20 protein-coding genes and 3 pseudogenes are annotated in these 19,775 nt (G+C 67.5%); 11 read left to right on the forward strand and 12 right to left on the reverse strand.

Annotated elements, in window-relative coordinates:
• Window positions 1–258: 258 nt before the first annotated feature.
• The 7 genes and pseudogenes from P1N55_RS04030 to P1N55_RS04055 form a co-directional block, all read right to left on the reverse strand.
• Window positions 259–603 carry a HalOD1 output domain-containing protein gene (locus P1N55_RS04030; RefSeq protein WP_276277697.1) on the reverse strand — a complete coding sequence of 115 codons (345 nt, stop codon included), beginning with the start codon at window positions 601–603 and terminating at the stop codon, window positions 259–261.
• Between the two features lie 128 nt (window positions 604–731).
• A complete protein-coding gene (locus P1N55_RS04035; RefSeq protein ID WP_276277698.1) occupies window positions 732–1,598 on the reverse strand; it encodes a DUF58 domain-containing protein in 867 nt (288 codons plus the stop codon).
• 52 nt (window positions 1,599–1,650) lie between these two features.
• Complete coding sequence (locus tag P1N55_RS04040) at window positions 1,651–2,592, reverse strand: AAA family ATPase (RefSeq protein WP_276277699.1); 942 nt, start codon at window positions 2,590–2,592, stop codon at window positions 1,651–1,653.
• On the reverse strand, window positions 2,589–3,479 hold the full coding sequence (locus P1N55_RS04045) for a DUF7502 family protein (RefSeq protein ID WP_276277700.1): 891 nt from the start codon (window positions 3,477–3,479) through the stop codon (window positions 2,589–2,591). Before P1N55_RS04045 ends, P1N55_RS04040 begins: the two co-directional genes overlap by 4 nt.
• A gap of 2 nt (window positions 3,480–3,481) precedes the next feature.
• Entirely contained in the window at window positions 3,482–4,165 is a 684-nt protein-coding gene (locus P1N55_RS19605) for a chromosome partitioning protein (RefSeq protein ID WP_346430001.1), read from the reverse strand.
• Window positions 4,162–6,526: pseudogene (locus P1N55_RS04050) on the reverse strand (VWA domain-containing protein). The gene P1N55_RS19605 and the pseudogene P1N55_RS04050 overlap by 4 nt, the downstream one beginning before the upstream one ends.
• Window positions 6,526–8,319 (reverse strand): vWA domain-containing protein, encoded by a 1,794-nt coding sequence (locus P1N55_RS04055; RefSeq protein WP_276277702.1) that lies wholly within the window; start codon window positions 8,317–8,319, stop codon window positions 6,526–6,528. The pseudogene P1N55_RS04050 and the gene P1N55_RS04055 overlap by 1 nt, the downstream one beginning before the upstream one ends.
• Before the next feature lie 235 nt (window positions 8,320–8,554).
• Here P1N55_RS04055 and P1N55_RS04060 point away from each other — a divergent pair, with 235 nt between their 5' ends.
• The 5 genes and pseudogenes from P1N55_RS04060 (at window position 8,555) to P1N55_RS04080 (ending at window position 11,921) form a co-directional block, all read left to right on the forward strand.
• Window positions 8,555–9,124 (forward strand): MogA/MoaB family molybdenum cofactor biosynthesis protein, encoded by a 570-nt coding sequence (locus tag P1N55_RS04060; protein WP_276277703.1) that lies wholly within the window; start codon window positions 8,555–8,557, stop codon window positions 9,122–9,124.
• A 44-nt stretch (window positions 9,125–9,168) separates the two neighbouring features.
• On the forward strand, window positions 9,169–9,642 hold the full coding sequence (moaC, locus tag P1N55_RS04065) for a cyclic pyranopterin monophosphate synthase MoaC (protein WP_276277704.1): 474 nt from the start codon (window positions 9,169–9,171) through the stop codon (window positions 9,640–9,642).
• 83 nt (window positions 9,643–9,725) lie between these two features.
• Window positions 9,726–10,552, forward strand: a pseudogene (locus P1N55_RS04070) (molybdopterin synthase).
• Window positions 10,553–10,771: 219 nt separating this feature from the next.
• Window positions 10,772–11,596, forward strand: coding sequence for a hypothetical protein (locus P1N55_RS04075; protein WP_276277705.1), 825 nt, complete (start codon window positions 10,772–10,774; stop codon window positions 11,594–11,596).
• 46 nt (window positions 11,597–11,642) lie between these two features.
• Window positions 11,643–11,921: a glycine zipper 2TM domain-containing protein gene (locus tag P1N55_RS04080; protein WP_276277706.1), complete on the forward strand. Its 279-nt coding sequence runs from the start codon at window positions 11,643–11,645 to the stop codon at window positions 11,919–11,921.
• 48 nt (window positions 11,922–11,969) lie between these two features.
• Here the strand turns inward: P1N55_RS04080 and P1N55_RS04085 are convergent.
• Window positions 11,970–12,529 (reverse strand): annotated as a pseudogene (locus tag P1N55_RS04085) (NUDIX hydrolase).
• Between the two features lie 204 nt (window positions 12,530–12,733).
• On the opposite strand from P1N55_RS04085, the gene P1N55_RS04090 reads away from it, so the two are divergent.
• From P1N55_RS04090 to psmA, 5 genes are all read left to right on the forward strand, one after another.
• On the forward strand, window positions 12,734–12,916 hold the full coding sequence (locus P1N55_RS04090; RefSeq protein ID WP_276277707.1) for a DUF1918 domain-containing protein: 183 nt from the start codon (window positions 12,734–12,736) through the stop codon (window positions 12,914–12,916).
• Between the two features lie 7 nt (window positions 12,917–12,923).
• Complete coding sequence (locus tag P1N55_RS04095; protein WP_276277708.1) at window positions 12,924–13,349, forward strand: RNA-binding protein; 426 nt, start codon at window positions 12,924–12,926, stop codon at window positions 13,347–13,349.
• A complete protein-coding gene (locus P1N55_RS04100) occupies window positions 13,349–14,047 on the forward strand; it encodes an RNase P subunit p30 family protein (RefSeq protein WP_276277709.1) in 699 nt (232 codons plus the stop codon). Before P1N55_RS04095 ends, P1N55_RS04100 begins: the two co-directional genes overlap by 1 nt.
• Before the next feature lie 105 nt (window positions 14,048–14,152).
• The gene (locus P1N55_RS04105; protein WP_276277710.1) at window positions 14,153–14,632 is read left to right on the forward strand and encodes an Rpp14/Pop5 family protein; all 480 of its coding nucleotides are present in this window, start codon (window positions 14,153–14,155) and stop codon (window positions 14,630–14,632) included.
• A gap of 2 nt (window positions 14,633–14,634) precedes the next feature.
• Complete coding sequence (gene psmA, locus P1N55_RS04110) at window positions 14,635–15,411, forward strand: archaeal proteasome endopeptidase complex subunit alpha (RefSeq protein WP_276277711.1); 777 nt, start codon at window positions 14,635–14,637, stop codon at window positions 15,409–15,411.
• A gap of 281 nt (window positions 15,412–15,692) precedes the next feature.
• On the opposite strand, the gene P1N55_RS04115 is transcribed toward psmA, so the two are convergent.
• The 3 genes from P1N55_RS04115 to P1N55_RS04125 all read right to left on the reverse strand — a co-directional run bounded on the left by P1N55_RS04115 (window position 15,693) and on the right by P1N55_RS04125 (window position 18,551).
• Entirely contained in the window at window positions 15,693–16,736 is a 1,044-nt protein-coding gene (locus tag P1N55_RS04115; RefSeq protein WP_276277712.1) for a disk-shape morphogenesis protein volactin, read from the reverse strand.
• 96 nt (window positions 16,737–16,832) lie between these two features.
• Window positions 16,833–17,711 (reverse strand): DUF7139 domain-containing protein, encoded by an 879-nt coding sequence (locus tag P1N55_RS04120; protein ID WP_276277713.1) that lies wholly within the window; start codon window positions 17,709–17,711, stop codon window positions 16,833–16,835.
• A gap of 90 nt (window positions 17,712–17,801) precedes the next feature.
• Window positions 17,802–18,551: a hypothetical protein gene (locus P1N55_RS04125; protein WP_276277714.1), complete on the reverse strand. Its 750-nt coding sequence runs from the start codon at window positions 18,549–18,551 to the stop codon at window positions 17,802–17,804.
• Between the two features lie 112 nt (window positions 18,552–18,663).
• Between P1N55_RS04125 and P1N55_RS04130 the strand changes: the two genes are divergently transcribed.
• A complete protein-coding gene (locus tag P1N55_RS04130) occupies window positions 18,664–19,392 on the forward strand; it encodes a ribosome assembly factor SBDS (RefSeq protein WP_276277715.1) in 729 nt (242 codons plus the stop codon).
• Between the two features lie 24 nt (window positions 19,393–19,416).
• On the opposite strand, the gene P1N55_RS04135 is transcribed toward P1N55_RS04130, so the two are convergent.
• A complete protein-coding gene (locus tag P1N55_RS04135; protein ID WP_276277716.1) occupies window positions 19,417–19,764 on the reverse strand; it encodes an FUN14 domain-containing protein in 348 nt (115 codons plus the stop codon).
• Window positions 19,765–19,775 lie beyond the last annotated feature (11 nt).

The raw sequence follows: 19,775 nt of genomic DNA on the forward strand, positions 1-19,775 counted from the left end.
CTGGATTTAAAAATTTCTGGTCTGGGATCGTTTTCGCAGCTGTACTGACCGACTCGCCGGCCCATGATCGGAATGTCGCTCTGTGGGAGAGCCGCGCCCTGTATGCAGCAACTCCCTCGACAACTGCTCAGTTGCTGTCAGGAACCGCATGACCGATACAGAGGCGGAAGCGAGGACGCTAGATTTGCGTCACGCTGCGGTCAGCAATCCACCTGGTTCGCAGACGTGTAGCTGTGCCTACTGCAAAACGGAACCGTGTCAGGCGTTGGTAGATTCGAAGACCGGTACTGGATCGGTCCGCTGGTTCGCATCACAGATGCGGATACGGCCATCCGAGTGGACGAAAACGTTCCAAGCGTCTACCTGGAAACTGAGGATAGTGTCACTGTCCGTGTCTCCGTCGTGTCCCTCGAACAGGGCATCGAGCGCTTCCGGGTCAACGTACTCGTATATCGGCGGGAGATCGACTGGCTCAACACCAGCAGCATCCGCCAGAGCCCTGATGATGGTCTCTGTCGGTGGGCGACCACTGGTGCTATCGTACTCAGCATCGACAACCGGTACGCATCCCCGATAGACGGATAGTTGCCCCGTTTTGTTCATATGGTCGCTACATTACAACGATATATATAATTGAGGTTGATAATCCGACAGCAGGATAGTAGCATGTATGCAGCACGCCTCCTGAAACCGATCCCCGGTCGAAGGTTTCGACGGGACCTCAATCAAAGTCACTCGAACCAGACGCTCGCGAACGCGTCGAAATAATCCTCGCCCGTGTCGACGAGGACATGGTCGCCCCCGAGTCGGGTGATACGGTTCGCGACGGCGTCCACGTGCGCTTGCAACCGCGACTGGTACGTGTCGGCCATCGACCCGCTGAAGTACGAGCGGCGGGTCTGGTCGCTCTCCGGGTCCGCGAAGAGGACGTCGCCGACGGCCCCGGGGTCGCGCTCGTCGGGGGCGAGGACGCGCACGACCAGCACGTCCACCTCGTTGCGGACCAGCGCGGCGACGCCGGCCTCGATTTCCTCCGGGTCGGCCAGACAGTCGCTGAGGACCACCACCAGCGAGCGCGACCGGATGCGCGCGGCGTACTCGGAGAGGACCGTCTCGAAGTCGGCCGAGCCACTGGGTTCGAGATCGTTCAACACGTCGATGAGATTCAGCAGTTCGCCCCGGTTCGACCGTCCGGTGTCCAGGCGGTCGGCGGTCTCGCGGAACGTCTCGAAGAGGAAATCGTTGTTCTCCTCGGCGGTGAGGTAGGCAAATCCCAGGCCGAGCTTCGCCGCGAACTCGAACTTGTCGGCCGGTCCCTCGCCGTAGTCCATCGAGGCGCTCGCGTCGAGCAGGACGTGGACGGTCAGACTGCGCTCCTCCTCGAACTGCTTGATGAAGTACTCCTCGGTGCGGGCGAAGAGCTTCCAGTCGATGAGTCTCGTGTCGTCGCCCGGCGAGTACCGGCGGTAGTCGCTGAACGTCAGGCCCTCGCCGATGCGGGGCGACTCCTGGTCGCCCTGGCGCAGCGCCGTCGACACCCGGTTCAGCGCCGCGTCGAACCGCCCGAGCTCGTCGAGGAAATCCGGGTCGATGGTCACGGGTCGCCCTCCACCGGCACACGGCCCCCGTGCCAGCACACTCCGGCCATCGTCACTCCATGAGCGACTGGATGACGTCGTCGGCCGTCTGTCCCTCCCGTTCGGCGCGGAAGTCAAGCAGGATGCGGTGTCTGAGCACCGGCGCGGCCAGCGCCTCGATGTCCTCACTGGCCACGTGCGACCGGCCAAAGAGGAAGGCCCGCGCCTTCGACGCGAGCACGAGCGCCATGCTCGCCCGGGGACTCGCCCCGAACTCGATGGTGTCCTCCTCGCGGGTTCGCCGGACCAGTCGTATTGCGCGGTCCTGCAGGTCGTCGGCGATGGGAACGTCCCGGACGTGTCGCTGGGCGGCCTGTATCTCGTCGTTGGTGAGCACTTTCTCCACTGGCACCTGTTGTGTCCCGGTGGTGAACATCTCCACGATGTCGCGCTCTTCCTCGTAGTTCGGGTAGTCGACCAGAATCTTCAGCATGAATCGGTCGGTCTGGGCTTCGGGCAGCGCGTAGGTCCCCGACTGGTCGATTGGGTTCTGCGTCGCCAGGATGAAGAAGGGGCGGGGGAGCTGGTAGGTTTCGCCGGCAGCGGTGACCTGCTTCTCCTGCATCGCTTCCAGCAGCGCCGCCTGCGTCTTCGGCGTGGCACGGTTTATCTCGTCGGCCAGGACGACGTTGGCGAAGACGGGGCCCTTCTCGAAGACGAAGTCCCGGCCCTGGTCTGTCTCGCGGATGATCTCGGTGCCGGTGATGTCCGAGGGCATCAGGTCGGGCGTGTTCTGGATGCGCGAGAAATCGAGGTCGGTCACCTCCGCGATGGTCCGGACCATCGTCGTCTTCCCGAGGCCCGGGTTGGACTCGAGGAGGGCGTTCCCGTCGGCGAGGATGCAGACGAGCAGCTGGGCCAGCACCTCGCGTTGCCCGACGATTCGCTTGCGTATCTGGTCTCTCGCGTCCTGTAGCTTCCGCTGAATCGTGTCGATGTCGTGTGTCGTACTCATGTATCTGCCTCCTCGTCCTCACGTATCCGGAGATTGTACTCCCGGATCAGCTCGGCGTCCTCCAGGTCCTCCGACCCGGCGAACCCGGCCTGCTGGCTCTCGAAGTCACCGCTCAGGTCGCCGGTCCCCTCCTCGGACGGGAACTGCTGTGTCGGGTCGACCTCCTCCTCGCCACCGGTCGACTCTATCTGGGCCGTCAGGTTCTCGTCGCCGGCCTGGACGTCCTCGCTGTCGCCCAGGACCGAGTCGCCGTCCTCGAGGCCCTCGAACTCCCGGGGCCGGTCGGTGCCGTCTGTCGGCGACCCCGGCCCGTCCCCGTCGAGCAGTGCGAGGTCCACCGCGGCCACCTGGACCGTCGCCAGACTCACGAGGGCGATGACGAAGACGGTGGCCGCCAGTCGGTAAACGTTCACCAGCGCGACGCCGGACGTCTCGCGCAGCTGGGCGAGGACGTCCTCGTAGAGCCTGGCGGCCATCGCCGAGTCCTGCTCGTCGGCGATGGCGTCGCGGGCGGTCCGCAACGCCTCTGCGATGTCGGGGTTGACCGCCTCGAACTGCTCGATCAACGGCCGCCTGAGGCGGACCCAGAGCTCGACGACCAGGGTTACGACACCGACGACGAGCGCGACCAGCGCCGACCCCGGGACCGTCGGGCCCGACAGCGAGGCGCCGGTCACGGTGATGACCGCGTCGGTCAGCTGGTCCGGTACCGACACCTGCGCGGGAATTGCCGCTGGGTCGAATGCCGCGACGAGCAGGTTCGCGACCAGAAAGAGGGCGACGGCGTCGACGACGGCGTAGACGATCGCCGCCTTCCAGGCCTCGAGACGCACCGCCCGCAGCGCCGCGCGCATCCGTTCGCCGACCGGCCTGTCTTTCTTACCCATCGTCAGTACCCGTCACACTCCGGTTCCTGGCCGTTGTCGTCCTTGTTGCACAGCGAGGCGAGGTCGTCGTCGAGTTCCCGGTTCTCCTGGCGCAGGTCCTCGTTCTCGTCCTCCAGGTTGATGACCTCTTGCTCCAGGGAGTCGACCTCGTCCTCTCGGTCCTCGAGTTCGTTCTGGAGGTTCTCCACGTCGTCCTGGAGGTTCTCCACGTCGTCCTGGAGCTGCCGACGGTCGGTCTCGAGTTCCTCGACCTCGTCTTCGAGATTGTTCGCCCGCGTCTCGAGGCGCCGGTTCTCCGCGCGCAGGTCGCTCGCGGCGGTCTGCAGCTCACCGACGCGCTCCTGGCTCGCTCGCAGTTCCTGTCTGGTCTCGGCCAGCTGGCTCTCTGTCGCGTTGAGCTGGGACTCCGTGCGTTCGAGGTCGGCCGCGACCTGGTCGACGTCCTGGGTCCGCGTCTCCAGCGTCCGCTGGAGTTCCCGGACGCGCGACCGGTTCTCGCGCAGGTCCTCGCGCGTCTCTTCCAGCTCCTCGCGGAGCTCGGCGTTGTCATCTTTCAGGCGGTCGTTCTGTGTCTGCAGTTCGCCCGTCGAGTCCTGATAGAAGACGGTGGCACCGGCGGTGCCCGCCACTGCCAGGACGATGAGGGCGACGAGTCCGAGGTTCAGGGTGCGGCCGATGACGCTCACGGGAGACCACTCTCCAGGGTAGTGCGCCCGCGGTACACTTGAACGCGTCGGGCGATCACCTCCGTCACGAACAGCAGCAGCGCCGCCAGCAGGAAGACCCACGACCACGAGTCCCGGACCGTCCGGATGCGCGTCGACTGCTGGCGGGCCAGTCGAGCGATTTCGGCGCCCTCGTCCGGCGCGAACAGTCGGCCGTCCGTCTCCTCGACGAGGCTCGTCAGCGACTCCGACTGGCCGAACGTGCCGTACTCGACGGGGTAGTTCGCGGCGTACTCCGCGTCGACGACGCTCCCGTACCCGGCTTCCGCGGGCGTGAACTCGCCGCGGTAGCGATCCTCGGCGACCTGTCGGAACCTGACGCCGGGCGCCTCGGGGCGGGTCTCGCCGCGGTAGACCAGCGACGTCTCCCTGCCGACGCGAGCGTCGCCGATCGACGTGACGCCCGTCTGGGTTCGCGCCGGATCGCCGATGGCGTAGTTGACCGACTTGGTCAGCACCAGCGAGTCCGGCCGCTCGAGCAGGCCGTCGAGCGTGCCGTCGTTCCCGTAGGCCGTGATGGAGACGACCCGGCCGAGGCCGAAGCGCCACGACGCGATTGCGGGTGCCGTCTGCCGTCGCCACCTGGTAGTCGGCGCCAGGTTTGACCGTGACGCGGTTCGCCTGGCCGGGGTTGGCGGTCAGCTCCACGCCAGAGGTGATGAACGTGTCCCGGGTGACGATGGTCAATTTGTCGCCCTGGAACCGGCGCGACCCACCGCCAAAGAGGAGGCGCAGGCGGTTCGTCTCGGTGGCGGCGAAGTACGATCCGCCCGACTCGGCGGCGATCTCCCGCAGCGTCCGCTCGTTTACCTTCCGACCGGCGCCGACGCTGACGACGCGGGTCCCCTCCCGCCCGAGCTGGTTCGAGACGGCGGCCGCCCGGTCGAGGCGATCCTGGCCGTCACTCAGGAGGATGATGGTCCCCTCGCGCTGGCCGAGTAGTTCGTCCGCCCCCTGGAGGCCGACGGAGATGTCGGTCGCGCCGCCGCTCGTGAGGCGGCGGATCTGTTCGCCGACCGTCGCCCGGTTCTCGGCCAGCGGGGCGAGTTCGGCGACGCGGAAGGCCCGGAAGTTGAACGCGACGACGCCGACGCGGTTCTCGTCGCCCAGCTGGTCGAGGACGTCGAGGGCGACGGACTTCTGGATGGCCATGCCCTGCTCGGCGCTGCCCGAGACGTCGATGAGCAACACGATGTTGGTCGTGCCGCCGGTGGCGTTCCCAACGGAGACGGGCAGCATCGACGCGACGGGCGATTCGCCGTAACCGCCGTTCTCGTAGGCGTTGTCGCCGCCGACGACGACGAGCCCGCCACCCTCGATGACGTGTTCCTGGAGCGAACTGACGTTCCCGAACCGCGCCGCGGGACTGTCCTGGACGACGACGGTCGAGTATCCCGAGAGGTCGGCGGGCACGGAGTCGGCCGTCGTCACGTCGTACAGCGAGCGCAAGAAGTTCTCGAAGGGGTACGACCGGGCCGAGACATAGAGGACGTCGGGCTTCTCGACGACGCGGACGCTCTTGTAGAAGACGTCGTTGCGCTCGAAGACGTCCTCGCTCTCGAGTGTCGCCGTCACCCGGTGAGATCCGAGGTCGTCGAACGTGTGCGTGACCGCCGCCGTCCCGTTCTCGCCGACCGTCTTCGTGGCGACCACCTCGCCGTCGATGGCCACTTCGACGGTCGACTCCTCTGGCAGCCGGACGCCGTCGACGGAGACGACGAACCGCGACGGGACGCCCGAGCTCACGGTCTCCGGGCCGGCGACGGAGACGGCGGCCTCGCGCCGCCGCGGGATGAGCTCGACGGCGCTCACCGTCGCGTTGAGCTGCCGGGCGTTCTCCCCTGCGACCGCCAGGCTCCGGCCGTCGGTGACCTGCCCGTCGGAGAGGACCACCACCGTCCCGTTCTCCTGGACGTTCGCGGCCAGGCCGTCGCCGAGACGCGAGGCGTCCTCGCTCCCGACCGTCGTGGTAGTCACCGGAACGCCGGTTGCCTCGATGTCCGCGACCAGCGACTCTCGCGTGTCGGCGTAGACGTCCATGCTCGCGGACTCGTCGGTCAGCAGCGTCACGCTCGGTTCGCCGGGCGTCTCGCGGGTCTGGACCGTGTACGGCCCCATCGCTCCGACGACGAGGAGCGTGGCGACGAGCACGCGACTCGCGAACAGCAGCCGACGACTCCGCGCCGACGCCGAGCGGGAGCCCCGCTCGCTCCGGAAGACGACGTACGCGAGGACCGCGACTGCGACGGGGAGCGCGGCGAGCGGCCAGATGTGCTCTACGCCGAGCGTCAGGCCGTCCGAGAGTGTGTACGTGGCGCGCATCAGAGGTCACCCCGGTATCGCAGGAAGCCCACTTCGAGCAGCACTACGAACAGGCCCGCCAGCGCGGCGAACTCAGTGAGCGGCTGGGGGACGCTGCGACGTTCCTCCCTCGTGAGGTTCCCGGTCTGGCCCGGCCGATCCGAGAGCGGGTCGACCGCAGTGTCGGACTCGCGTTCGTCCAGCAGCGATGCGCTCACCGTCCGGGCGTCCGTGGAGTAAAAGCCCGTCCGCTGGAGCGAGTTGGTCGGCCCGGCGACGGGGCCGTCCGGGCCCTCGATGCGGTCGGCGTCGAACCGGACGGTCTGGCCGGTCTCGTAGTTCAGGGCGGGCAACGGCTCGCGGTTCGCCAGGTGGAAGATCGCCCGCTTCCAGAACACCGGGTACTGGTAGTTGAACTTGAAACTCGAGCTGTCCTCGATGTAGCCGTAGTACAGCAGTCGGCCGCCGTCGCGTTCGGCGGTGGCGACGAGCGGCGTCCCGTCGCCGAGCTCGACCACGGCCTGCCCCTCGCGGAGCGATCCGCTGACGTACTCGCTCGGCGGCTGAAATTCGATACCGCGTGTCAGCTCGTTCGGGGGCGTCGGTTCGACCGTGGCGGCGGTCCTGACCGGCCCCGGGTCGAGCAACAGGAGGTCGCCGTACCGCGACGGGAGTTCCGGCTGGGCCTGGACGATGACCCCGCCACCGCGCTCGATGACCTCGCGCCCGGCCTCGACGTTGCCGGGAAGGAGCGCGTTCGGGTCGACGTTGCTGTAGACCACGACGTCGTACTCCTCGGTCACGGTGGTCGGTGGCCGGTCGACGGTGACTGCCACCTGGTCGTTGACCTCCAGTGCCGTGATGAGGTACCGGTTCGGGTCGTTGGTCAAGACCAGTACCTCGACGGTGGGGTCGGCTGGCGCGGCGATGGCGACGGTGTCGTCGGTCGCGAAACTGTCACCGGGCGAGAGGCGCGCCTGACTGCGGCCGGCGGGAACCGGGAAGGTCACCGTCTCCAGGTCGTCCGGCGCGAGTTCGACGGTGGCCTCCCGGGTGCCGAGCGTGACCGTCCGCGTGACCGTTTCGCTCCCGAAGTTCGCCACGGAGAGCGTCACCTCCGACCCGGAGAACTGTCGGTCGACGAACCCGACGTTCGCGTCGCCACCGCCGTCGAACTGGCGCAGGTCCACCGAGAGGTCGCGACCGCGGGCGGTGGCGACGGCGTCGGTCCAGTCGTCGCCGGCGAAGTCGCTCAGGACGACGATTCGCGCGTTCTCGCCGGCCAGCGCGGTCGCCTGTGAGATGGCGCCGTCGAGGTCGCCGGGCGCGTCGGTCACCGCCAGCCGGTCGAGCGTCTCTCGCGCCTCGCTCGGCGGTCCCCGCTGGAGGACGACCTCACCCCCGTCCCCGGTGACGACGACGGACGTGGTGCTCGTGACCTCCGCGTCCGCCGTCTCGAGCGCCCGGGCGAACCGGGTGGTCCCCCCGTCGGCCGTCGCCATACTCGCGCTCGTATCGACGACCAGGACCGTCTCCTCGACCGTGGCGCGCTCGTTGACCATCACGTACGGCGTCGCGAGGCCGACCGCGAGCAAGAGCAGCGCCAGCAACTGGAGGAGCAACAGCAGGCTCCGCGAGAGCCGTTCGAGCAGCGGGTTGGTCGCCTGCTGGCGTTCCTCACTGGCGAGAAACCGGAAGGTCGGCAGTTCCATCCGCTGGGGTTCCGGTCGGATGAAGTACAGCACCACGATTGGGACGGCGAGGGCGAGCGCCGCCAGACCGAGCGGGGAGAGGAAGACGTCCGAGAGGACCATTGGCGGCACAACACCCGGCACCCGTATTTATGTTGTGTCTGAATTAGCACGAAGACGGACCGGTCGAGGGGCGCCACCGGGGCGAGCCGGTGGGCGCCGACGGCGAGTCACGGCGGCCCTGGGTCGCCCGGCGGCTCAGTCCACGGACCGCCTGGCAGGGACTCGAGCGACGTCGCTGGAGCCCTACACCGGGTGAAGGCCGAGAGTTATTGTGCCCGCGTGACAGACGGGGACCATGACCGGCGAGCACCACCACGACCGGGACGACGAGAGCCAGGACCACGCCGATGAACACGACCAGCACCAGGACGACGACCACCACGCACACGACGCGTCGGCGGTCGCCGTCGCCGTCCTGACCGTCTCCTCGTCGCGCACGCTCGATGAGGACCCCGCGGGCGACGTGGTCGCGGCGGCCTGCGAGGGCGAGGGCCACGACGTCGTCGGACGGCAGTTGGTCGACGACGACCGGGATGCAATCGTCGAGGCGGTGGCGGCGGCCATCGACGAGGACGACGCCGACGTGGTCGTGACGGCGGGCGGGACTGGGCTGACACCCGACGACGTCACCGTCGAGGCCCTCCGGCCGCTGTTCGACCGGCAGGTGCCTGGGTTCGGCGAGCTGTTCCGCTGGCTCTCTTACGAGGAGGTCGGGCCGATGGCGATGGCCTCGCGCGCGACGGCCGGCGTCGTCGACGAGCACCTGGTCTTCTGCCTGCCCGGGAGCGAGAACGCCGCCCGGACCGGCGCCGAGCGCCTCGTCGCGCCGGCCGTCGGCCACCTCCTCGGGCTGGTCCGCCGCTGAGGGCACCCGTACGGTTTTGCGGACCGCCCTGTAACGGACACCCGATGACCGACGAGTTCACACACGTCGACGAGGAGGGACAGGCCCAGATGGTCGACGTCGGGGAGAAGGCAGACAGCCAGCGCCGGGCGGTCGCCCGCGGGGAGATCCGACTCTCGTCGGGGACTCTCGAGGCCATCGCGACCGACGAGGTAGAGAAGGGCGACGTCCTGGCGACGGCCCGCGTCGGCGCCATCCAGGCCGTCAAACACACGTGGGAGACCATCCCGATGTGCCATCAGATTCCGGTGACGAACGTCGACGTGGCGTTCGACGTCGGCGACTCGGCCGTCGAGGTCACGGTGGCCGTCGAGACGGTCGGCAAGACTGGCTGTGAGATGGAGGCTCTGGAGGGTGTGACGACCGGGTTGAACGTCGTCTGGGACATGGTGAAGGCAAACGAGAAAGACGCCGACGGCGGGTACCCGTCGACGGCCATCGAGGACGTCCGCGTCGTCGAGAAGTCGGTCGACAGGTAGTCCGAGGCCCCGGCCCCGGGTCGGGACAGCAGGACGTTCACCCTTCGAAAACACATAGGTATCTGTACCGACAAGGAAGGTCCATGCAGGTCCTCGGCATCGTCGGGCACGCAGACACCGGGAAGACGACACTCGTCGAGCGCCTCGTCTCACGACGGGCCGACACACACCGCGTGGCGACGGTCAAGCACTGCGACCACGCGCCCGACGTCGACACGGAAGGGAAAGACACCGCCCGCCATCGCGCGGCCGGCGCGGCCACCACCGTCGCGACGACGGACGACGGGGAGTGGTTCGCCACCGGCGAGTCCCGAACGCTCGCCGAGACGCTCGACGAGTGGCGCCGGACTTCGACTACGCGTTCGTCGAGGGCTGCTCCGGCGCGTCAGTCCCGAAGGTCGTCCTCGGGGACCGGCAGGCGGCCGACCCTGTCGTCCACCGCGCCACCGACGGCGAGCGGGCGGACGTCGACGCGATTCTCGAGGCGACCGACGCCCGCGACCCGTACGTGACCCTGGAGTCGCTCGTCCGCGAGGTAAAGCGCAGTCCCGACGAGGACCGCTCGGGGGCCATCGCCACCTTCACCGGCCGGGTCCGCGCCCGCGACGGCGACGACGACCCGCCGACGGAGTTCCTGGAGTTCGAGCGCTACGACGGCGTCGCCCAGGAGAAAATGGCCGCGCTCCGCCGGGACCTCGAGGCCCGTGACGGAGTGTTCGACGTCCGCCTCCACCACAAGACCGGCGTCGTCGAGGCCGGCGAGGACATCGTCTTCGTCGTCGTCCTGGCCGGTCACCGCGGCCAGGCCTTTCGCGCCGTCGAGGACGGCATCAACCGACTGAAAGAGGAGATCCCGCTGTTCAAAAAGGAGGTCACCGTCGAGGACGAGTTCTGGGCCCACGAGCGATAGGTGGCCGGGACAGAGGGCGTTCCGGTCGGTTAGGCGACAGGACTATTACAGTCATCGTCGTAGTATCATGTGATGTCGAAGAAGGTCATCGCCATCGTCGCTATCGCCCTCCTGGCACTCGCGTACGTCTACCGCGATTAGCGACGGCACGTTCCCAGTGGTACCGCCCTCCGATCACGTTTCCGAACCCTTAGGAGCGACAGCGCCGTAGCCGTCGCCATGTACGGCGTCGTCACGCGCAACGAGGACGAGACCGGGTGGTCGGAGTTCGACCGCGCGTTCTACGAGGTCAAGGACGTCACCGGCCGGGCCGCCGAACCGGTCGCCGGCGCGGTCAACATGGTGTCGTGTTTCGGGGACAACGCCGTCGAGGGCGAGGAGGAGCTGCTGGCCTTCGACGACGAGGGGACAGCGGCCACCCGCAACGAGCCGTACTTCGACTGGACCTACGTCTGCCCCACCCACGACCGGTACCGCGAGGGCCTGCTCGACATCATCGAGGAGGCGGCCGCGGTCAACGAGGACGTCCGCCTCGACGACGTCGGCTTCCCCCGCGAGGAGTACTGTCACTGCGACCGCTGCGAACGCCGCTTCGCCGAGAGCGAGTTCGAGGAGTGGAGTGCCTGGCGCACCGAGGTCATCACCTCCTTCGTCGCCGCGGCGCGCGAACGGGTCCCCGGTGACCTCTATCTCACGCTGTATCCGGACCCCTACCCCGGCCACCTGGAGGCCCGCAGCGGCGTCGCCATCGACGACCTCGACCCCTACGTCGACGAGTTCGTCGTCCCCATCTACGACATGGCCTACTCGACGACCTACTGGCTCGAGATACTCGCGACGGGGTTCCGTGACCGCCTCTCGACCCCGTTCAGCGTCGAACTGTACGCCGTCGACGTGGACATCGACGACCTCGCGAAGGCCGCCGAAGTGGCCGCGGAGTACGGTGAGAGCGTCCTCTTCGGCTACGACGCGAGCAACGCCCGGGCGACGGTCCGCCGGGTGAACGCCGACGCGCGCGAGGGGCAGTCCTTCGGCCCGAACTGACGGAATCGCGGGTATCTTTATCTATTCGCCGCGCGACATATCTAGTATGCGCGAACGCATCAGTCGTGTATTCAACAGGGCAAAGTACGCAGCTATCGGCGGGGCCATCGGTGGCGCTATCGGCGGGCTGTTCAGCGCGCGCGGCGCGAGCACTGCGGCCGGGGCCGGCGCGCTGGTCGGCGCGATTCTCGGCGAGAAGTGGGCGTCGGCCGCCCCCGTGGTCCAGCGGGCCCGCTCGAAGGCAGACGAGGAGTGGGCCGTCGCCGGGCCCATGGTCGAGAAGGCGAAGGCGAAAGCGAAGTCCCGCGTCCCCGGCCGGCGGTAGACGGTCGCGGGCGCAGACGGCCGCGGTGAGCCGTCCCGGAGCGGCCCTTCAGTCGAAGAACCGGTCGCGCCACCGCAGGATCTCCTCGCGGTCGCGCGTGTCCTCCGGGAGCGTCTCGAACCAGCGAGCCTCGCTTATCTCGCCGTCGGGGTCCGAGACGCTGACGGCCGTCGTCTCCGCGCGCGCCTCAAACACCGGTAGGATCCCCACGTCTCGTTGCCGTCGCAGTAGAACTCGACGCGACCGAGCATTCCCAGGCCCTCGATAGTGGCCTCCACGCCGCTCTCCTCGCCGAGCTCGCGCAGCGCCGCCTCCTGGAAGGACTCGTCGCCGTCGAGCTCGCCCCCGGGCAGGACCCACTGACCGACGCCGTCGTGGCGGACGAGCAGGAGGTCGCCGGGCGGCCGGTAGGTCAGCGTGTGCGCGCCGAAGGGGGCGCCGTGGTTCTTGGCGTCGGTGGCCACCCGCTTGAACCGGTGGCGCGGGACGCGCCGGTGGCGGGTGAACTCCACGAACTCCTCGTGGGCGGTCGCCAGGTCGTGATACGTCTGCTCGGCCTGCTGGCTGGCGACGTCGGCGAGGTACCACAGGCTGTCGACGGTCGTCATCCGTCCAGCGAGTCGGCGTGCGGGCTCCCGAAACGATACCGTGGACGGGGAAGTGTAGACGAGTAGGTCATAGCTCGGCGTAGGGGATTATTACCTATAAGTCTTCGACAATAACCGCGGCGTTACCGCACGCTCGGTGCCCCTCGCGCCCCGATGCCGGGGCGAATCAGTCCCTTTTTGACGAGTCGTCCAGTACCGGCGCCTATGGCATTCGAAGAAGACGATCAGGTCATTCTCCACGACGAGCACAGCGACTACGACGGAGAGGAAGGCACCATCACGCAGGTCGTCGAGACGATGTTCGGCGACGCGAACTACACCGTCTCGTTCGAGGACGGCCAGGAGCAGGGCGTCCCCGAGGACAACCTCGAAGCCGTCGAGGAGTAAGGCCCCGATGTCGTCGGTCCCCTTCCACTACGTCGACCTCCGGACCTTCTGTTACGCGACGGAAGACGAGAAACGCGTCGAGCAGGCTCTCCGTACCTTCCTCCCGGAGGACTACCCCATCGAACGGGTCGAGAACGAGGGCCACTACGGGGACCGCATCGTGGTGCTCTCGGCGCGGGTCGAGAACGCCGACGACGTCAGGCACGTCCTCACGCAGGTCGCGACGCTCGAGGACATCGACGAGGTGCGCGCGGAACTGGACGACCGGGTCGACGACAACTGCTCGTTTTTCCTCACGTTCGACAAGCAGGCCGCGTTCCGCGGCGACGTGGCCCGCGGCGACGGCATCACGCTCCGCGCGAAGGTGGAAGCCTACCCCGCGAAACGGGAGACGGCCGTCGCGAACGCGCGGGAACTGCTGGACGAGCTGTGATGTACGAGGCCGTCCACGCCCGACCCGACGGAGCGAGCACCGTCGCCAGACAGGCGCTTTCGGCCGCCGAGTACGGATTCGACGGCATCGTCGTCCGGAACCACAGCGACGAACGGGCGACATACGACAGGGACGCCATCGCGGCCGAGTACGACGTCGACGTGGTCAGTGGCGTCGAAGTCCGCGCAGAGGACCCCTCGCGGGCCAGCGGCCTCGTCGGGAACGCGCGATCGAGCGAGACGCTGGTCGCCGTCCACGGCGGCGACGTCCGGATGAACCGCTTCGCGGTCGAACAGCCGACAGTCGACGTGCTCGCCCACCCGATGCGTGGCGACGGCGACTTCAATCACGTCCTGGCGGCCGCCGCAGCCGAGAACGGCGTCCGCGTCGAGTTCTCGCTGGCCCGCGTCCTCCGCGCGGAGGGGGGCAGTCGAGTGCGGGCGATCCAGGACCTCCGGAAACTCCGGGAACTCGTCGCGGACGCCGACGCGCCGTACGTCGTCAGCGCGGACCCGTTCACGCACCTGCAGTTACGGGCCCCGCGTGAGCTCGTCGCCGTGGGTGAAACCGTCGGGTTCGAGGCCGAGGCGGTGCGTGCGGGCCTGGCGGAGTGGGGCCGACTCGCAGAGCGCAATCGCGACCGCCAGTCCGAGTCGTTCGTCGAGCCGGGCGTCCGCCTCGAGAACGACGACGAGTAGCGACTGGCGAGCGAGGGGGGCCCACATTGCGGACCACACACTTCTTGTCCGGGCCGCCGCTGGGACCGGTATGGACAGCAGTCAAGAGGCCGGGGGCGACCGGCAGTGAAGCACCTCCCGAAGCACCTCCGGCCTCGCTGGCGATACCTCGCGGTCGCCATCGAGTCCTGGCCGGACGCCTCGTTCGACCGCCGGGCACTCCAGCGCGACCTGTGGTACGCCGCCCAGAACCTGCTGGGAGACACCGGCAGCGCCGAGGTCGACCTGACCGTCGTCTCGTTCGACCGGACTGACGGCGAGGCGACCGCCATCGTCCGCACCCGGCGAGGCCACACTGACGAGGCCCGTGCCGCGCTGGCCTGTCTCGACAGCGTCGGCGACGACCCGGTGGGCCTCCGCGTCCGCGGTATTAGTGGGACCGTGCGTGCCTGTGAAGAAAAGTATATACGCGGCCCGCCGGAAGCACCTGCCAAGAGACAGGTCGTGTTCGAGAACCAGGACCGTCGGGCCGTCGAACGGGGCGAACGAATCGACGTTCGGACCGACGACGCGTTCGCGGGCACGACCGCACTCGATTTCAGATAACTATGCAGGGACAAAGTCAACAGCAGGCGTACGACCGCGGGATCACCATCTTCTCTCCGGACGGACGTCTCTATCAGGTCGAGTACGCCCGCGAGGCGGTCAAGCGAGGCACAGCGAGCATCGGCGTCCGGACGAGCGACGGCGTCGTCCTCGCCGTCGACAAGCGCATCCGCTCGCCGCTGATGGAGCGCTCCTCCGTCGAGAAGATTCACAAGGCCGACGACCACATCGGCATCGCCTCGGCCGGCCACGTCGCCGACGCGCGCCAGCTCATCGACTTCGCCCGGCGACAGGCCCAGGTCAACCAACTGCGCTACGGCGAGCCCGTCGGCGTCGAGACGCTGACCAAGGAGATAACCGACTACATCCAGCAGTACACGCAGGTCGGTGGCGCACGCCCGTTCGGCGTCGCGCTCATCATCGCCGGCATCGCCAACGGCGAACCGCGCCTCTACGAGACGGACCCGTCGGGGACACCTTACGAGTGGAAGGCGCTGGCCGTCGGCGCCGACCGCGGCGACATCCGCGAGTACCTCGAGGAGCACTACTCCGAGGAGATGGACCTCGACGCGGGCATCGACCTCGCGCTGGCGGCACTCGAGTCCGTCAACGAGGAAGGACTGGCCCCCGAAGGCATCGGGGTGGCGACCATCGACGTCGACACCGAGATGTTCCACGAGCTCACCGACGACGAGAAGCGCGCCCACCTCGAGGAGGCGGGCCTCCTGGCGACCGACGAGGACGACGAGACCGACGCGTCCGGCGAGTCCGAGGAGTAACCGCCGCCGGTCGACGGCGCCGAGCGCTTCGTGACTGTTCGCTCGGGTCGCGACGAACAGTCATGGCGACATATTCAGGCGTCCCTGCCACGGTTCGAGTTACCAGTTGGATTGACAGCAAGGGCGACCCCGTGCGAGGGGAGTATCGTATAGACCCCGTCACAGACCGTCGACGGGAAAGTTGCCCGCACCAGTACGACCGCAAAACAGTGCCTACTGTCGGGCGCGGGCAGCAGCGCTACCGCTCAGTCAGTGACAACCCGTCCCACCCCAAAGAGACCTCAGTCGTCGCTCGCTTCCGCTTCTTCGGCGTCGTCCTGCTCTTGGCTCGCCTGTCGCTCGCGTTCGCCCTCGTCGGAGCGGGCGGCGACCAGCGCACCGCGGGAGACGCTGTACATCGGTTCGTCGGCGTGCTGGACGTCGCTGATGGAGAACGGGATGTTGGCGTCCTCCAGGTGCTGTTCGAACAGCTGGGCGAATCCGTTGGGTGAGGAGGTGCCGCCGGTGACGACGACGGGCACGTCCAGGCCCTCCTCAACGTCTTCCTCGTCGACCTCCTCGACGATGTTGCCGATGACGTAGTCCAGGAGGTTCTCGTAGTAGATCGCGAGCGCGCCCTCGACGCCGCCGACGTCGGTCTGGAAGTCGAGTTCGAAGTCGTCCTCCTTGATGGAGGTGACCTTGTCGACCGAGCGCCCGGTCGCCTGGGCGGCCTGCTCGTCGATCCAGTCACCACCGCGCGCGACGGAGAACTTCATCACCGGCACGGCGTAGTACGCCAGGCAGACGTTCGTCATCCCGGCGCCGAAGCTGATGCCCAGGCCGGTGAAGTCGTTGTCGGCCAGGTCGGAGTAGATGACCGCCATCCCCTCGTTGATGGGTTCGGCGTCGTAGCCCATCTCGTTGAGGAACGACTCGATCGTCTTCTGGTGATACAGCGTGCTGAGGTCCGAGTCCATCGGGTCGGCAGGCGAAGAGAAGTACAGCTTCTCGTTCGGGTAGTCCGGGGACCCGACCACCTGCTCGATGATGAGCTTCATCATCGGAATCGCGGACTTCTCGGAGGACGAGAGGATGCCCTGGGACATCGGGCGTCGTGTCTCGCGGTTGAAGATGTTCGCGAAGTTGAGGGCGTCGTCGCCGAGGACGTACACCTTGTCGTCCTTCCGGATGTGAAGTACTTCCGACCGCGACAGCATCTGTTCGGCCATATCGCTATACTCGATTTCGACGAACGAGTTCCGCTGCTGGACGAATACGGTTTCGTTACCTTCCTGTTGCGCGGAAATCAAGTTCATCGTTCCCACGTCGAGACCTTTAGCCATGGTAATACGTTAGGAACGTCGGACGTTTCGACAGATAAATCTACCTGTAGGTTGGATTAATGACACGTTACTCGAACGACCAGAACGCGACCGACGTCAGTTCAGGATGGCCGCGATTCGGGCCAGGACGCGTTCGAGCAAGGTATCCTGTGTCTGCTCGGCCTCCTCACGCTGGCGCTGGCGCAGTTCCTGTAGGCGGTCCGTCTGGTCGTCGACGGTCGAGGTCGACCGGTCGGACTGTTTCTTCCCACCCTTCAGGCTCTGGAGGCTGTTTACCTGCGTATCGACGGAACTCCGGTGGACCCGGTCCGCCTCGACGTCCATGCCCGAGGTATCCATGTCATCGAGGTCGGAGTTCAGTTTCAGTGCGGTCCCCTCGTGGCGTTCGACGCCGCCCCAGGTGATGTCGACGTTCGCCATCGCCTCCTCGATGTCGCGCTCGATGTCCTCGTCGGAGACCGTCTCGCTCTCGTCGTCCTCGATGCCCTCTATGTCGCCCGGTCCAGGCCGCGCGCGCTCGACGTGGTACGCCACCAGCGCGCCACCCGTCGAGGCCAGCAGTGCGGTCAGGCCCGCGCCGTAGACGAACATGACGTGAATCGCGTACTGCGGGCCGGGCCCCGACGCCCAGTTGAACGGGTACGCGAAGACGAAGAAGGCCATGCCCGCGAGACAGACCACCGACCCGACCACGCCGCCGTAGACGGCGCGTCGGCCGACCGGCAGGAGGACGATGACGCTCGAGAGCGTCGCGGGGAGGGCGATCATGCCGACGGCGAAGGCCGCCTCGCGGAAGACGTACCCCTCGGCGCCGGCGAACTGGCCCGCGGCGCTGATGAGGAAGGCCGCGATGCCGAGCCCGATACCGCCGAAGAAGAGCGCGAACCCGACGTAGACGTCCACCTCACGGTCCGGTTCGCCGATGTAGCGTCGATACCACTCGAAAAGTCGTCCGTCAGCGTTCTGATCTGTCATGGAGCATCGGTCGTGATAGGCGGATACAACAGTATTGCCGGCATCTCGTAATCAATCTTTCCTGGGCGGGTATGCAGTGATTACCGCGGGTCACTCGAAAGAGATCCGGGTGACGCGCCCGGGCGTCTCCCGGAACCGCCAGACGCGACTGTCCCGGTGTGCCGGGTCAACCCGGTCGACCTGCCGGAGGCCCTGGGTGATACACTCCCACCAGCTGTCCGGACTGTCGTACCCGGCGGGGTAGTCCTCGTAGAGCGCCTCGACGAACTCGCTGCGCGTGGCCTCGGACTCCGACCTGAGGAAGGCGAGCGCCGCCCCGACGGCCTTCTGTCGGCGCTCCGTCCGCTCCTCGTCCCACCCCGGAACGTCGATGGCGTCCAGGTCGGTGATGTCCGCGCCCGGCGGCTTCTCGCCGACCAGCGGGCGGTTCGACCGGTACTCGCCGGTGCCGCCGTCGCCCAGCTGCTCGCGCGTCCTGGCGATAGCGTGCTGAGCGAACAGATCGAGTCGCTGGCCCTCGACAGAGGAGAGTGCATCCGCGGCCGCCGTCAGCTGGTCGTCCTGGATTCGCGCCGTGACGCCGTTCCGGTCGTCGGTACCCGTCCCGTCTGTGACCGCCGCCTCGGCGACGGCCGCCACGTCGTCGTCCGCCTCGACGTCGGTCACCCGGTCGGCGTACTCCGCCAGGCGATGGCCCGTCTCGCCGTCGGCCGCGATGTCCAGTCGGTGCGTGACGAGCCACCGGAGGTAGCCGTCGATGCCGTCGAACCCGAGCACGTCCGCCTCGACCGCGAGCGACCGTGCGGTCTCTGTGTCGACAGTGAGTTCCAGTGACCGCATTCGAGTCCTCTCTTGCAGAGACGTCGGTATAAAGGTTCCCGACCGTCTGACGCTCCCGTCCCCCACTCCCGACGCAGTAAGGCCTTTAAGCCGGCCCCCGTAACCGACAGGTATGATATCGCTTGACGAGGCTGTGACGGCCCGCCTCGAATCCCACGGGCAGCGGTTCGAGGTACTCGTCGACCCGGACGCGGCGCTGGCGATGAAACGCGGCGAGTTCGACGGCGAGCTCGAGGACGTCATCGCCGCGGAGGACGTCTTCGAGGACGCCTCCCGCGGGGACCGCCCCCCCGAGGAGATGCTGAAGAAGGTGTTCGAGACGACCGACCCGATGGAGATAATCCCGGCGGTCGTCGAGCGCGGCGAGATACAGATCACCGCCGAGCAACGCCGGGAGATGCAGACGCAAAAGCACAAACAGCTCGTCCAGCGCATCACGCGCAACGCGGTGAACCCGCAGATGGACGACGCGCCCCACCCGCCCGAACGCATCGAATCTGCCCTCGAGGAGACGGACTTCCGGGTCGACCCGATGGAACCCGTCGAGAGCCAGGTCGACGAGGCGCTCGACGCCCTCCGGCCGGTGATCCCCATCCGGTTCGACGAGGTGACCGTCGCGGTCCAGGTGCCGCCGGACTACGCCGGGAGCGCTCAGGCACAGATACGACAGTTCGGGGACCTGGAACGCGAGGAGTGGCAGTCAGACGGGTCGTGGGTCGGCGTCCTCACGTTCCCGGCCGGCCTGCAAAACGACTTCTACGACCTCGTCAACGAACACACCAGCGGACAGGCCGAGACCCGAATCATCAAAGACGAGGACGACCTGAACACCCGGGGCTGAGCCGGTCGACCGGGGAAGCCGCCGTTATCCCTTCTTGAAGCCGATGATGAAGCCGCCGGTGAAGCCCGCGCTGACCGGGAGCGCAGAGAGCAGCGACAGCAGCCAGGAGGGGGGCTGTCCCGCGGCCGCGCTGCCCGCGGACGCCGCAGTGTCCTGTGCCGCCCCGGTGATGGCGCCCCAGTTGACCTGGAGGACGCCGCGCGTCTCGAGGAACTTGAACAGGGCGAGTTCGAGACCGACGATGATCGCGATTATCTTCGCGACCTTCTTCGCGGCGTAGCCGATGATGCCGCCGATGAGGCCACCGCCGCCGAACTCGAGTCCCATCTGCCGGAGACCGAGGCCGTCAAGCTGTAACGCAAACTCTACCATATCGGATACTT

The sequence above is a fragment of the Haloarcula regularis genome (genome assembly GCF_029338315.1).
GTDB classification, from domain to species: Archaea; Halobacteriota; Halobacteria; order Halobacteriales; family Haloarculaceae; genus Haloarcula; species Haloarcula regularis.

Coding starts and splice junctions, on each gene's coding strand:
- P1N55_RS04030 (WP_276277697.1), bottom strand. CDS start 603: ATGAACAAAACGGGGCAACTATCCGTCTATCGGGGATGCGTACCGGTT.
- P1N55_RS04040 (WP_276277699.1), bottom strand. CDS start 2,592: ATGAGTACGACACACGACATCGACACGATTCAGCGGAAGCTACAGGAC.
- P1N55_RS04045 (WP_276277700.1), bottom strand. CDS start 3,479: ATGGGTAAGAAAGACAGGCCGGTCGGCGAACGGATGCGCGCGGCGCTG.
- P1N55_RS04055 (WP_276277702.1), bottom strand. CDS start 8,319: ATGGTCCTCTCGGACGTCTTCCTCTCCCCGCTCGGTCTGGCGGCGCTC.
- P1N55_RS04060 (WP_276277703.1), top strand. CDS start 8,555: ATGACCGGCGAGCACCACCACGACCGGGACGACGAGAGCCAGGACCAC.
- moaC (WP_276277704.1), top strand. CDS start 9,169: ATGACCGACGAGTTCACACACGTCGACGAGGAGGGACAGGCCCAGATG.
- P1N55_RS04075 (WP_276277705.1), top strand. CDS start 10,772: ATGTACGGCGTCGTCACGCGCAACGAGGACGAGACCGGGTGGTCGGAG.
- P1N55_RS04080 (WP_276277706.1), top strand. CDS start 11,643: ATGCGCGAACGCATCAGTCGTGTATTCAACAGGGCAAAGTACGCAGCT.
- P1N55_RS04090 (WP_276277707.1), top strand. CDS start 12,734: ATGGCATTCGAAGAAGACGATCAGGTCATTCTCCACGACGAGCACAGC.
- P1N55_RS04095 (WP_276277708.1), top strand. CDS start 12,924: ATGTCGTCGGTCCCCTTCCACTACGTCGACCTCCGGACCTTCTGTTAC.
- P1N55_RS04100 (WP_276277709.1), top strand. CDS start 13,349: ATGTACGAGGCCGTCCACGCCCGACCCGACGGAGCGAGCACCGTCGCC.
- psmA (WP_276277711.1), top strand. CDS start 14,635: ATGCAGGGACAAAGTCAACAGCAGGCGTACGACCGCGGGATCACCATC.
- P1N55_RS04115 (WP_276277712.1), bottom strand. CDS start 16,736: ATGGCTAAAGGTCTCGACGTGGGAACGATGAACTTGATTTCCGCGCAA.
- P1N55_RS04120 (WP_276277713.1), bottom strand. CDS start 17,711: ATGACAGATCAGAACGCTGACGGACGACTTTTCGAGTGGTATCGACGC.
- P1N55_RS04125 (WP_276277714.1), bottom strand. CDS start 18,551: ATGCGGTCACTGGAACTCACTGTCGACACAGAGACCGCACGGTCGCTC.
- P1N55_RS04130 (WP_276277715.1), top strand. CDS start 18,664: ATGATATCGCTTGACGAGGCTGTGACGGCCCGCCTCGAATCCCACGGG.
- P1N55_RS04135 (WP_276277716.1), bottom strand. CDS start 19,764: ATGGTAGAGTTTGCGTTACAGCTTGACGGCCTCGGTCTCCGGCAGATG.